Source organism: Arthrobacter sp. StoSoilB13 (genome assembly GCF_019977255.1).
Lineage (GTDB): Bacteria > Actinomycetota > Actinomycetes > Actinomycetales > Micrococcaceae > Arthrobacter.
Map to the genome: position 1 here is coordinate 1,196,482 of NZ_AP024648.1, position 12,413 is coordinate 1,208,894.

At 61.1% G+C, this 12,413-nt stretch carries 10 protein-coding genes and 3 pseudogenes; 7 read left to right on the forward strand and 6 right to left on the reverse strand.

The features are described from left to right. Window position 1: 1 nt before the first annotated feature. Window positions 2-1,918 (reverse strand): DEAD/DEAH box helicase, encoded by a 1,917-nt coding sequence (locus LDP01_RS17730; RefSeq protein WP_224092171.1) that lies wholly within the window; start codon window positions 1,916-1,918, stop codon window positions 2-4. Between the two features lie 213 nt (window positions 1,919-2,131). Between LDP01_RS17730 and LDP01_RS17735 the strand changes: the two genes are divergently transcribed. Beyond that, the gene (locus LDP01_RS17735; protein ID WP_224092173.1) at window positions 2,132-3,322 is read left to right on the forward strand and encodes an acyl-CoA dehydrogenase family protein; all 1,191 of its coding nucleotides are present in this window, start codon (window positions 2,132-2,134) and stop codon (window positions 3,320-3,322) included. On the opposite strand, the gene LDP01_RS17740 is transcribed toward LDP01_RS17735, so the two are convergent. Next, window positions 3,297-3,839, reverse strand: a complete 543-nt coding sequence (locus LDP01_RS17740) for a M23 family metallopeptidase (protein WP_224092175.1) — start codon at window positions 3,837-3,839, stop codon at window positions 3,297-3,299. The genes LDP01_RS17735 and LDP01_RS17740 overlap by 26 nt on opposite strands. A 422-nt stretch (window positions 3,840-4,261) precedes the next feature. On the opposite strand from LDP01_RS17740, the pseudogene rpsB reads away from it, so the two are divergent. The 6 genes and pseudogenes from rpsB (at window position 4,262) to LDP01_RS17770 (ending at window position 9,140) form a co-directional block, all read left to right on the forward strand. Then, window positions 4,262-5,105, forward strand: a pseudogene (gene rpsB / locus LDP01_RS17745) (30S ribosomal protein S2). Window positions 5,106-5,226: 121 nt separating this feature from the next. Further along, window positions 5,227-6,063, forward strand: a complete 837-nt coding sequence (gene tsf / locus LDP01_RS17750; protein WP_224092177.1) for a translation elongation factor Ts — start codon at window positions 5,227-5,229, stop codon at window positions 6,061-6,063. 121 nt (window positions 6,064-6,184) lie between these two features. Next, window positions 6,185-6,922, forward strand: coding sequence for a UMP kinase (pyrH, locus tag LDP01_RS17755; RefSeq protein ID WP_224092194.1), 738 nt, complete (start codon window positions 6,185-6,187; stop codon window positions 6,920-6,922). 117 nt (window positions 6,923-7,039) lie between these two features. Further along, a pseudogene (gene frr, locus LDP01_RS17760) lies at window positions 7,040-7,598 on the forward strand (ribosome recycling factor). Further along, complete coding sequence (locus tag LDP01_RS17765) at window positions 7,598-8,533, forward strand: phosphatidate cytidylyltransferase (RefSeq protein ID WP_224092196.1); 936 nt, start codon at window positions 7,598-7,600, stop codon at window positions 8,531-8,533. The pseudogene frr and the gene LDP01_RS17765 overlap by 1 nt, the downstream one beginning before the upstream one ends. Window positions 8,534-8,555: 22 nt before the next feature. Further along, the gene (locus LDP01_RS17770; protein WP_224092198.1) at window positions 8,556-9,140 is read left to right on the forward strand and encodes a DivIVA domain-containing protein; all 585 of its coding nucleotides are present in this window, start codon (window positions 8,556-8,558) and stop codon (window positions 9,138-9,140) included. A 13-nt stretch (window positions 9,141-9,153) separates the two neighbouring features. Here LDP01_RS17770 and LDP01_RS17775 read toward each other — a convergent pair whose 3' ends face one another. The 4 genes and pseudogenes from LDP01_RS17775 to LDP01_RS17790 form a co-directional block, all read right to left on the reverse strand. Continuing rightward, on the reverse strand, window positions 9,154-9,822 hold the full coding sequence (locus tag LDP01_RS17775) for a hypothetical protein (protein ID WP_224092200.1): 669 nt from the start codon (window positions 9,820-9,822) through the stop codon (window positions 9,154-9,156). Between the two features lie 48 nt (window positions 9,823-9,870). Then, window positions 9,871-11,338: pseudogene (locus LDP01_RS17780) on the reverse strand (sodium/solute symporter). Then, window positions 11,335-11,697: a DUF485 domain-containing protein gene (locus LDP01_RS17785; protein ID WP_224092202.1), complete on the reverse strand. Its 363-nt coding sequence runs from the start codon at window positions 11,695-11,697 to the stop codon at window positions 11,335-11,337. The pseudogene LDP01_RS17780 and the gene LDP01_RS17785 overlap by 4 nt, the downstream one beginning before the upstream one ends. Continuing rightward, a complete protein-coding gene (locus LDP01_RS17790; RefSeq protein WP_224092204.1) occupies window positions 11,694-12,413 on the reverse strand; it encodes a LytR/AlgR family response regulator transcription factor in 720 nt (239 codons plus the stop codon). Before LDP01_RS17790 ends, LDP01_RS17785 begins: the two co-directional genes overlap by 4 nt.

Genomic DNA, 12,413 nt, shown 5'->3' on the forward strand with positions numbered 1-12,413 from the left:
CTCACGCTGGTTGGTCCGACCCCCCTCTGCTGTGCTGGCGCATGTGGTTACCCTCCACCGTCCGGACTACCACCAACGGCTGACCGCCCGGCCCGCTGGACGTGTAGGGGACCAGCCTCCCGCCGTAGAACTTCCTGTTGCAAAAGTCGATGATCGCCGGATCGCAGCGGTAATGCTCCCGAAGCATAGTGCGGGGAAGGTCATCGCCGAACTGCTCGATGATTGAGGACAGAATGTTGTGCTTCCTGTAGTCCACGCTGGTGGACGGGGCTCGCATGGAGTTCCTTGAAGCCTTCTCATCGGCGATGTGCTGAAGTTGCTGAAGGTCCCCGACCACGATGACGTTCCGGGCGCGGGAGAGTGCCAGTCCAGCGGCGAGCAGATCGACTTGGGAGGCCTCGTCAATGATCAGATAATCGAGGAGCTGGCCGGTGGGAACATTTCGTCGCAGGGAGTGGCACGTGCTCAGAATTACCGGATAGTCAGCGGTGAAGCCTGCAAAGTTTGACTTGTAGGTGGCCTCTGAATGGATCCGCCTGCGGGTTCGGCTGTAGCGGCGGTGGAGAGATGCTTCAAGGGTCTGTCTGGAAGCCCGCCGGTGGTCTTCCTCAAGACGCCCGTAGTCCTTGTTTGCCAGCAGCCGCTCCGCTTGATCGATACGCTGTTCAAGCTCCCGTATCTTGCTGTCGTAATAGGCTCGCTGAAGCCGCACCACGACATCGGTGTCGTGGGGATCGATTCGTCCGAGTGGTCCATATCGGAGGCGAAGTCCAAGACGCTGGAAAAGTTTACGGAGTGGCCCCGATCCGACGGGCGTGATTGCGGTCCCGGCCAGGAATTCCAGGATCCGACCGGATGGGCCACGCAGTAGCGGGACGCCTTCCAGGGCGGGCACCTCACGGGCGTCTGCCCGCAGAAGGAAATGACGCCTCTCGAGTTGGTACGCGTCCAGCTCCTGCTTCAATATGGCCAGCTGTCTTGCGGTCCCTTGCAGGGTCTGCAATTGACTGTCGAGTTCGGCCACATACTCTGACGGCGGCGCCTCGCCGGATGGCCTGCCGACCAATTGATCGACCCTGGCGTTCCTGGATTCCTGCTTGGCGAAGAATTCGGTACTTTTCTCTTTCCGGCCGAGGTCCGCCACGAGGTATCCGTAGCCTTCCTCGGCGAGTTTGTCCCGGACATTTTCCACGGCGGCGTTGTTGAAGGAGACGATTCCAACCGTCTGCCCCGGAACTGTCACGATGTTGGCCACAAGGTTCAGTATCGTTTGGGTCTTTCCCGTACCGGGTGGGCCGTCGATCGCCGATATTCGATGGCCGAGTCCTCTCAGGAGAGCCTCTCGTTGGCTGATGTTTGACGAGAAAGGCAGTATCGGGTGCTGTTGAACCAATTCCGGGGAAACCAGGGGCTGGCGCTGGAGCAGCACATCCAGCGCGCTTCCTTTGGGGACGCTCCTAAAGTTCTCGTACTGCCCGCGCAGCGGATCGTCTGCGCTCAGCTTCGATGCAACATCCCGCCAATAATCAAGCACGACCTGGGCTTGTATTTCTTCCTCGGATGGCCGGGAGATTGCTATCTCACTGTCACCACAAGCTTGAAAGCAGGGCCCTGGGCCGCCCATATGAAAAACGCGCCACCATGGCCCCTGAGGGGAATCGAAACGGAGGACCTCTGTGACAGCTTGGAGAACCTTGCCACGCACGATGACGGTGTCGTGGGGGCTGAGGAATATGGGTGCGGGATTTCGAAGAATAATGACGTTGTCCGCCGAGTATTTGTATGTCTTCCCGGAACTGAAGGTTACATACGTGAACGCACCCGCGGTGCGGTACTCCACCAGTTCCGCGGTCTTGTCATCAAAGCCGTTCCGGCTACGATTGCGGACCAAAATGGCTTCGCTCCGTGGATTGATCATCTGCACTTCCCCCAAATTTGTGTGCGGCGTTGCACTAGCGACGTTACAGAAGTGTCCCGTGCGATCAGATGATTTGGAATCGGGAGAGGTGACTCCGGCATTGCGGTAAACCATGAAGCTGCGGTATGTTACTCATCAGTAACTTACTACTCGCCGGTAACTTCCGGGGCCGTGACGTGGTGGCAGGTGACCACCACCCTTGAAGGAGCGCACATGTCCAACGCTGCATTTGACGCCAACAACCTCCCCTATGCTGATGGTGACTTTTACGCCTTTGAGCAATTGCTGACGGGCAAGGAGCAGGATCGTCTGGCCGAGGTCCGTCAGTTCCTGACACGCGAGGTCAAGCCCATCGCCGTGGACTGCTGGAACCGCGCCGAATTCCCCATGGACCTCATTCCCAAGCTCGCCGAACTCGATCTGGTCAGCCCGGTGCGCCGGCAGGGGTACTCCAATCTGTTTGCGGGCATCCTCCACGCTGAAGTGACCCGTGCCGATGCATCGATCGCGACGTTCATGGGAGTGCATGATGGGCTATTCACGGGCTCTATCGAGGCCCTGGCTTCCCAGGAGCAGAAGGATGCCTGGCTTCCGGACATTTACTCCCTGAAGAAGATCGGCGCTTTCGGCCTGACTGAGCCTCTGGGTGGTTCAGATGTGGCTGGCGGTACCCGGACCACGGCGCGGCGCGAGGGGGACCACTGGATCCTCGACGGGGCCAAACGCTGGATCGGCAACGCCACGTTCTCCGATTGGGTAGTCATCTACGCCAAGGATGTGGAAGACAACCAGGTCAAGGCATTCCTCGTGGACACCTCGCTTCCCGGATACTCGGCACGCAAGATCGAGAACAAGATCTCCCTGCGTACTGTTCAGAACGCGGACATCGTCCTGGACAACGTGGTGGTTCCGGACTTCTTCAAGTTGGCCAATGCCAACAGCTTCCGCGATACCAACAAAGTCCTCAAGGTCACCCGCCTTGCCGTCGCCTGGCAAGCCGTGGGGCTTCAGCTCGCTGCCTTCGATGTGGCCCGAGCCTATGCAGTGGAGCGCCAGCAATTTGGCAGGCCCTTGGCAGCCTTCCAGCTGGTGCAGAACCAGTTGGTACAGATCCTGGGCAATGCGGTGGCGTCAATGGGCATGATGGTGCGGTTGGCGCAGCTCGAGGATGCGGGGGTTGCAAAGGACGAGCAGTCAGCATTGGCGAAGGCATTCACTACCGCACGCATGCGCGAAAGTGTTGCCCTTGGCCGCGGCATCCTGGGCGGCAACGGCATCGTCACGGATTATGAAATGGCCAAGATATTCTCCGACGCCGAGGCCATCTACTCCTATGAAGGCACCCATGAGATCAACACCCTGGTGACCGGACGCGCCATCACCGGCGTGTCCGCGATCGTCTAGGTGGTCCTTTGTCGGTGAGGACCTGGTCCAAGGGCAGCAGGATGGAAGGCCGCAGGTCTTCCACGAATCCCAAAGGGTTCACGTAGTCCTCGCCGCGGCGGACGCCCCAATGAAGGCAGGGGGTTCCGCTGCAGTGCCCCAGCGCCAGGGAGCCAATGGACTGGCCCTTGCGAACGTGATCTCCAGGCTTCAGGTCACTCGTCATGGGTTCAAAGCTGCTCCGGAGTCCGTCGCCATGATCGATCGTGAGGACCGGACGGTCAACCACGACGCCGGCAAAGGTCACCACGCCGTCGGCAGGCGAGGCGACCAAAGCGCCGTCGAGCGCTGGCCCCAGGTCAACCCCGCGGTGCCCGCTGAGCCACGGTTTGTCTGGCGGATCGAACGTCCGAACGACTCCGGGTTTGGGGGAGAGGGGCCAGCTCCACCGCTCGCCTATGGGTGCGGATGCGCCGGGGCCTCCAACCACAGTCGCGGCGAGGACGAGCAGGGAAATGGAAAGCTTCAAAATGGCCATGTAGCAAGGCTTTCCGCTCGCGCCCTGCCGTGCCATCCCTGGACTGTCCTATGTGGACAATGTCCCCGACAACATCCGGGTTCGGGAGGTCAAACGAGTGGTGCCGCTGTAGTACACTTGGTGGAGCAGTTTGCTGTGCCCTCAAGCTAATTCAGGAACATGTCTCATTCAGATATGTGAGGGTCCAGAGCTGACTACGCGTATCCAGCCCTCCACCAGCGAAGCCGCTTGGCTTTAGGCTGCGGAGGATTGTGCCTCTTGCGGTCCGGTTGAGCCTTTGCGGCTCCATTCCGGATGAGAAGCGCAATGGATGCCAGGAGCCGCGCCCGTCCGGGCAAAGGCTAAACAACCGTCAACTATTGGCAGGGTAAGAGCAGCCCCATGGGCTCTCTCATGAATGACCTGCCGGAAGGAGCGTCGGCATGCCCGTCGTAACTATGCGCCAGCTGCTTGACAGCGGCGTCCACTTTGGACACCAGACCCGTCGTTGGAACCCGAAGATGAAGCGCTTCATCTTCACGGAGCGCAACGGCATCTACATCATCGACCTCCAGCAGTCGCTGTCCTACATCGACCGCGCCTACGAGTTCGTCAAGGCTACTGTCGCCCACGGCGGCACCGTCCTGTTCGTCGGCACCAAGAAGCAGGCTCAGGAAGCAATTGCCGAGCAGGCTACCCGCGTTGGCCAGCCGTACGTCAACCAGCGTTGGTTGGGCGGTATGCTCACCAACTTCCAGACCGTCGCCAAGCGTATCCAGCGCATGAAGGAACTCGAAGAGATCAACTTCGAGGACGTCGCCGGCTCCGGTTACACCAAGAAGGAGCTCCTGCTCCTCAAGCGCGAACTCACCAAGCTTGAGTCCAACCTCGGTGGTATCCGCAACCTGACCAAGGGCCCCGTCTGTTCTGTGGGTTGTTGACACCAAGAAGGAACACCTTGCTGTCGACGAAGCCAAGAAGCTGAACATCCCGGTTGTTGCCATCCTGGACACCAACTGCGATCCCGACGAAGTTGACTTCCCGATCCCGGGCAACGACGACGCCATCCGCTCCGTCAACCTGCTCACCCGCGTTGTTGCCGACGCCGTTGCTGAGGGCCTCATCGCCCGCAACCAGCGCGCCACCGGCACCACCGAGGCTCCGGAAGAGCCGCTGGCCGAGTGGGAGCGCGAGCTCCTCGAAGGCAGCAAGACTGAAGAAGCTCCGGCCGCCGAGGCTGCCGAGGCTCCTGAAGCTGCAGCCGGCGAAGCCGAAGCAGCCAATTAAATCTGGACCTTCCCTGAGGCCGGAAACGGCATCGGGGGCATCTGACAGGATGGCGGCCCACATGGTGGGCTGCCGTCCTGTCAGTCCGTAAACACACAACTTTCTAGACAGAGGGGTTCACATGGCGAACTACACTGCTGCTGACATCAAGGCCCTGCGCGAGCGCACCGGCGCCGGCATGATGGACGTCAAGAAGGCTCTTGACGAGGCCAACGGTGACGCCGAGAAGGCCATCGAGATCATCCGCATCAAGGGCCTCAAGGGTGCTACCAAGCGCGAAGGCCGCTCCACCGCAGAGGGCCTGGTTGCTGCCAAGGTTACCGACGGCGTGGGCGTAATGATCGAGGTCAACTGCGAGACCGACTTCGTCGCCAAGGCTGACAAGTTCATCCAGCTGGCTGACAAGGTCCTCAACGTTGCAGTCGAGTCCGGCGCTGCCGACCTCGAAACCCTGCTCGCCACCGAGGTCGACGGCAAGCCGCTGTCCGAGATCGTCATCGAAGAGGGCGCTGTCCTCGGCGAAAAGGTTGTTGTCCGCCGTATTTCCCGCGTTGAGGGCACCACGGTTGACGCTTACCTGCACAAGACCTCCAAGGACCTTCCTGCACAGGTCGGCGTCCTGTTCGCTGTTGACGGCGAAGGCGAAGCCGCTGCCACCGCAGCACACGACATCGCCGTCCACGTGGCAGCCATGGCTCCGAACTACCTGACCCGCGAAGACGTCCCGGCCGAACTGGTCGAGTCCGAGCGCCGCATTGCTGAAGAGACCGCCAAGGCTGAAGGCAAGCCGGAAGCTGCACTCGCCAAGATCGTCGAAGGCCGCGTGACGGGCTTCTACAAGGGTGAGGTCCTGGTTGACCAGGCATTCGCCAAGGATTCCAAGAAGACCGTTGCACAGGTCCTCGAAGAAGCCGGCGTCAAGGCAACCGCAGTATCCCGTTTCCGCGTCGGAAACTAGTAATTCATGAAAAGGGGTGGTCACTTCGGTGGCCGCCCCTTTTTCATGCACCCGTCCGGGTAGTATCTGCGCGGACCCACAGCACGATAATCTAGCCAGAGTCCACCAACGGGAAGGCACCATGGAAACCGTCAATACTGCAATCCAGCCCGAGAAGACCCGCCGCCGTGTACTTCTGAAACTTTCCGGCGAGGTCATCGGCGGAGGCAAGCTCGGCGTCGATCCTGAAACCGTCCGCGCTATTGCCAAGCAGATCGCTGCTGCCGTCGCTGACGTTGAAGTAGCCATTGTGGTTGGCGGTGGAAACTTCTTCCGCGGAGCCGAACTCTCCCAGAGCGGCATGGACCGGTCCCGTGCGGACTACATGGGCATGCTTGGCACGGTCATGAACTGCCTGGCGCTGCAGGACTTCCTGGAGCAAGCAGGCGTGGAAACCCGTGTCCAAAGCGCCATCACCATGGGCCAGGTGGCAGAGGCGTACATTCCGCGCAGGGCCATCCGCCACATGGAAAAGGGCCGCGTGGTCATCTTCGGTGCAGGAGCCGGCCTGCCGTACTTCTCCACGGACACGGTAGCTGCGCAGCGCGCCCTCGAAGTCCACGCCGACGTCGTACTGATGGCCAAGAGTGGTGTGGATGGCGTCTACACGGCAGATCCCAAGAAGGATTCATCCGCCGAAAAGCTTGATGTCCTCAGCTATGACGACGCCCTGCGCCGGGACATCCGTGTCATGGACCAGACAGCGATGACCATGTGCAAAGACAACAACCTGTCCATGGTGGTCTTTGGCATGGAGGGCGAGGGCAACGTTACCCGCGCCATCCTGGGTGAAACGCTGGGAACCCTGGTTACTCCCTAGCAGCGGCTAGGATATTTCTAGGACCGTCCGCCCCTCGTGGCGGATCTTTACTGTGCATTCCTGTAACGTGCATTGCCGCCCGCAGTTGGGCAGCGACTATTTTCTGAGGAGAAACCCGTGATCGAAGAGACCTTGCTCGAAGCCGGCGAGAAGATGGACAAGGCGGTTGAGGTTGCCAAGGAAGATTTCGCCTCGATCCGTACGGGCCCGGGCAAACCCAGGGCTCTACAACAAGGTGATCGTGGAGTACTACGGCACTCCCACTCCGCTGCAGCAGCTCGCATCCTTCGCAGTTCCGGACGCACGGACCATCCTCATCACGCCGTACGACAAGACGGCTCTGCGTGACATCGAGAAAGCCTTGAGCGATTCCGAAGTTGGCGCCAACCCCTCCAACGACGGCAACATCATCCGTGTCACCATCCCGGAGCTCACCAAGGAGCGCCGCAAGGAGTACGTCAAGATCGTCAAGGGCAAGGGTGAAGACGCCAAGGTCTCCATCCGCAGCATCCGCCGCAAGGCCAAGGACGCAATTGACAAGTTCGTCAAGGATGGCGACGCCGGCGAGGACGAAGGTTCGCGCGGCGAGAAGGAACTCGACGCCATCACCAAGCAGCACGTCGACAGCATCGACGAACTGCTCAAGCGCAAGGAAGCCGAGCTGCTCGAGGTCTAATGAACCAGGCAGAGCCGGCACCCGCTGGGAGGGTCCCGACACGCGATACGAGCAAACGCGTCAGGCGTTTGCGAGGTAACCCGACGCCGAAGGCAGGCCGCAATCTTCCGGCCGCCATCGGCGTCGGGCTAGCCATGCTTTTCGCCGTTCTTGGGGGATTGCTTTTCCTTCCGCTTGGCTTCGTCCTGCTCACCACGTCGTTTGCGGTGCTGGGCGTTTGGGAAGTCTTCAGGGCCCTTGAGGCCCAGGGAACCAGGATGCCGATCATCCCTGTGATGATCGGAACGCTGGTGATGCCGGTTTCCGCCTACTTCGGCGGTTTGGAAGGCTTGCTGTTCACCATGACCGCAAGCTGCGTCGCGGTTCTGCTGTGGCGCTCCATCGAGAGTGCTGCAGGCGCTCCCCGAAGCGTTTTCGCGGGTGTCTTCACTCTCGCCTGGATACCGTTCCTGATCAGCTTCGCGGCGCTCCCACTGCATGCAAGCGGTGGCGCGACTCCAGTCGGCCTATGGCCGGACGGGATTCCAGAGGGAGCCTGGCAGATTGCCACCATGCTGCTTCTGGTCGTTTCGAACGACACGTTCGGTTACATCGTTGGCGCTTCCTTCGGGAGGCACCCCATGGCACCGAAGATCAGTCCCAAAAAGTCGTGGGAAGGATTTGCGGGTTCTGTCGCGGGCGCCATGATCATTGGCGTTCTCGCGTGTGTCCTCATTTTGGACAAACCGTGGTGGGTTGGCCTGGTGCTGGCTACCGGCATGGTTGCTGCTTCGACGGCGGGAGACCTCGCCGAGTCCATGGTCAAGCGCGAACTGGGCGTGAAGGACATGAGCAGCATCCTCCCTGGCCACGGCGGCGTCATGGACCGTTTGGACTCGATCGTCTTCGCGGCTCCTGTAGCCTATGTTCTGTTCGCGCTGCTGAGCGGCGTCTGACAACCCCGATGAAGGAAAATTAGTGGTTTTGGATATTCGTCGCCAGATTCCCGCAACGTTCGATCGCGTTGAGCGCAGCAAGTACGGCTACAACGCCAAGCAAGTGGATGCGTTCCTTAGCCGCGCCAGGACTTCTTTCGAGAACCCTGTGGGTGCCGCCGATCAAGTGTCCAGCGCGGACGTGCGCGATGTAGCTTTTGACCCGGTCAAGGGTGGTTATGACGCCAACAGCGTCGATGCTGCCTTGGACCGGCTTGAGGACGCCTTCGCACGCCGGGAACGCGACGACCTCATCAGCCAGCAGGGCGAGGAAGCCTGGCTGCGCCAGATCGGTAAACTTTCCGGCATCCTTCGCGGACGGCTGCACCGGCCCGACGGCGAACGGTTCCGCCGCCCGGCCAAGAAGAAAGTCCGCAGCTACAACGTCCAGGATGTGGACGCACTCTGCGCCGAACTTATCGGTTACCTGGAACACGACCAGCCCCTCAGCGTGGACACCGTTCGTCGTGCAGTCTTCCGTGCGGCCAAGGGTGACGAAGGCTATGAGGAAGCCCAGGTGGATGCATTCCTGGACCGCGTGGTTGAACTGATGGCGGCCATCGACTAAGAAGTCCGCAAAACTACCGTGGCGTTGGAGAGATGGGTGGGTTGTTCTTCCACGCATCGAGGTAGCGGCGCCTTCCACGGGCCAGCGCTGTAACGAAGAATGCCAGTGCTGCCACTACGGCGACGCTCACCGCCACAACGGCCGGCAGTCCTGCAACCAACAGCGCCGAGCCCACCAACAAGGCGATCAGGGCTGCGTTTACGGTCGCCATGAACACCATGCTGCTGCCGGCAACCTGACTGAAGTCCTTCCTGCCGCCGAAGAAGTAGTATGTACGTTTCGAACCTTCCTCGTCATCGTGGGATCCAGCCATAAGGTACCTGGCAATGCCGGGGTCCAGATCCACATATGCGGCGCGCAACCGGTTCATGGCGATGACGTACATCAGATCCTCCATACCGACGCTCATGACGCGTATGTGGGTGAGGAGCCCCACCATAAGGTCAATGGTGAGAATGGTCAGCGCGAATGCCCTGAAGGCGTCGGAGAATTGCGTAGCCTGACCCACCAGTGCCACACTCAGCAGGCTGGCCGAGGTGAAGGTCAGGAACATGCTGATACGCGTGAGGACCTCACCTTGCGTGGTGCTCCTTGAAGCAAGAAGGCTCCAGTGTTCGGTGGCCAGCAACTGGGCCCGGATGCTAAGGGAAGCCGGGCTGGCGGCATCCGGTTCTTCGGACATGGCGTCATTGTCCACCTTGCCCAATGCATGGACAACAGGTGCTGGCCGTTACCGTTCGGTAGCCACTGGCCGTTCTGGAACGTGCAGGCGGGACATCACGCGGTTCACGGAAGCCGGCACGCGGTTCTTTGTCCAGACCGAGACCGCCAGCGTCACTGCGAAAGCGGCAGGGACCGTCCATGCAGCCGGTTGGGCCAGCCAGGCAGGAGCGTTGCCCTGACCCATGACAGTGCCGATCACCATGGCCCCGCCGCACAGCAGCGCGCCGGTCACCATCCCTGCAATTGCCCCGGCATCAGTCAGCCCGCGCCACCAGATTCCCAGCAGCAATACGGGACAAATGGTGGACGCAGTAAAGGCAAAGACGAGCCCAACACTCCCCGCCAGGGCCAGGGTGTCTGTCATGAAGGCAAAACCCAAAGGCACGACGGCGGCAAGCAGCGCTGCGAGGCGGAATCCCCGGACGCTTCCTCCGAAGAGGTCCTGGCTGATGACGCCCGAGAGCGAAACCACCAGCCCGGACGTGGTGGAGAGGAACGCGGCGAAGGCGCCGGCGACCACGAGCGCTGAGAGGAGTTCACCTGCTGTTCCTCCCACGAGCTTGCCGGGCAACAGCAGGACCAACGCATCGGCTTGTCCGGACTGTGCAAGTTCCGGGGCGAAGATTCTGCCCACCGCACCGGAAAGCGTGGGGAAGAGGTAAAACACGGAGAGCAGCCCCAGCACGATCAGTGTGGTGCGGCGTGCAGACTGTCCATCGGGATTTGTGTAGAAGCGCACCAGGACGTGCGGCAGGCCCCAGTGTCCCGAAAAGCAATGCCACCATGAGCGAAATGTTCTGATAGGCGCTGGCCGCTGGTTGGCCGGTGGGATTGACCGGGAGCTGGGCTTGCTGCGGGGTGCCGTTTCCAGCCAGGACCAGGAGCACGAAGATTACAGGAACAGCCAACGCAGTCAGTTTGAGCCAGTACTGGAAAGCCTGAACGAACGTAATGGAACGCATCCCACCAGCCACCACCGTCAGGCACACCACCAGCACCACCGCCGTCGAACCTACCCACGATGGCAGTCCCGTGGTGATGCGGATGGTGAGCGCAGCGCCATGAAGCTGGGGCACGATGTACAGCCAGCCGACGGCCACTACGACAAGGCTTGTGACGCGTCGAACCACTCTGGAATCCAGCCGCGCCTCGGTGAAGTCGGGGATGGTGTACGCGCCGGAGCGCCGCAGGGGAGCGGCAACGAAAAGCAACAGCATGAGGTAGCCCGCGGTGTAACCAACAGGGAACCACAAGGCATCGGTTCCGGACAGCAGGATCAGTCCCGCGACTCCCAGGAAACTCGCGGCCGAGAGGTATTCGCCGCCAATCGCTGAGGCGTTCCACCACGGCGGGACTGTCCGCGAGGCAACGTAGAAGTCACCCGTGGTGCGTGAGATGCGCAGTCCGTAGAAGCCGATGACCGCCGTCGTGATCGAAACTGCCAGAAAGGCGACCAAGCCAACAGCAGGGTTCACTTGTCCTCCACAAGGTCCTTATAGCGCGCTTCATTGCGTGCGGCCGCACGGTTGTAGAGCCAGGCGCTGAGGCCGATCACAGGGTAGATCCCCACCCCCAGCAACAGCCAGTCGAGCGGAATGCCCAGGATCCTTGTCTCAGCAACCCCTGGTCCGAAGACCAGGAACACCGCGAACGAAGCAAGGATCAGCAGGAAGCCGCAGGCCACCACCAGGGCAAGCCGTAACTGCGAGCGGATAAGGGAACGGACGAAAACACGTCCCACGTCCGAATCCTCGGCGACTTCGCCACCGTAGGGGAAGCGCAGGGGAGCCGGTTTCGCTGATTGGCGTGGTGCTGTGACCCGAACGCGCGTCATCCTTGTGGCCGGATGCGCGTGGATTGCAGCTTGTCCCGCACCGATGGCAGGTGGCGCCGGCTGATGGGCAGTTCCGCACCGGCAACTCTTACGCTGGGGGAAGTGGCAGAGAGCTTCAGATGACCCACATGGTTGAGCGCAATCAGGTAGCTGCGGTGGATCCGGATGAAACCGGCTTCCGCCCACTTCTGTTCCAGATCGCTGAGGGGGACACGGATCAGGTAGCTGGCTTCGGCCGTGTGCAGCCTGGCGTAGTCGCCCTGTGCCTGCACATAGCTGACATCATCGCGACGGATCATGCGGGTGGTGCTTCCCAGGTCCACCGTGATCATTTCGGGAGCAGCAGCCCCGTCCTTGATCAGCTCGCTGATCCGGTCAACGGAACGTGCCAGCCTTTCGGCACGCAGCGGCTTGAGGAGATAGTCAATGGCAGCGAGGTCGAACGCCTCCAACGCGCAGTCTTCGTCAGCAGTGACAAACACGACGGCGGGAGGGCTGCTGCTGCGCGCAATGGCGCGGGCGATGTCCAAACCGGAAAGGGCCGGCATATGGATGTCGAGGAACACCGCGTCAACGGACTCCCGTTCCAACGTCCGCAAAGCCTCCGCCCCGGACGACGCCCGGTGGATGGTGCCGATGCGCGCATCCTGCCCCAGCAGGAAAGCGAGCTCCTCCACGGCAGGCAGTTCGTCGTCAGCGACGAGCACGTTGATCAT

Excerpts from the sequence above, each read along its gene's own strand:
- LDP01_RS17785 (WP_224092202.1), bottom strand. The coding sequence starts at position 11,697 with ATGACGCGCGTTCGGGTCACAGCACCACGCCAATCAGCGAAACCGGCT.
- LDP01_RS17730 (WP_224092171.1), bottom strand. The coding sequence starts at position 1,918 with ATGATCAATCCACGGAGCGAAGCCATTTTGGTCCGCAATCGTAGCCGG.
- LDP01_RS17765 (WP_224092196.1), top strand. The coding sequence starts at position 7,598 with ATGAACCAGGCAGAGCCGGCACCCGCTGGGAGGGTCCCGACACGCGAT.
- LDP01_RS17740 (WP_224092175.1), bottom strand. The coding sequence starts at position 3,839 with ATGGCCATTTTGAAGCTTTCCATTTCCCTGCTCGTCCTCGCCGCGACT.
- LDP01_RS17735 (WP_224092173.1), top strand. The coding sequence starts at position 2,132 with ATGTCCAACGCTGCATTTGACGCCAACAACCTCCCCTATGCTGATGGT.
- LDP01_RS17775 (WP_224092200.1), bottom strand. The coding sequence starts at position 9,822 with ATGTCCGAAGAACCGGATGCCGCCAGCCCGGCTTCCCTTAGCATCCGG.
- LDP01_RS17790 (WP_224092204.1), bottom strand. The coding sequence starts at position 12,413 with ATGATCAACGTGCTCGTCGCTGACGACGAACTGCCTGCCGTGGAGGAG.
- pyrH (WP_224092194.1), top strand. The coding sequence starts at position 6,185 with ATGGAAACCGTCAATACTGCAATCCAGCCCGAGAAGACCCGCCGCCGT.
- tsf (WP_224092177.1), top strand. The coding sequence starts at position 5,227 with ATGGCGAACTACACTGCTGCTGACATCAAGGCCCTGCGCGAGCGCACC.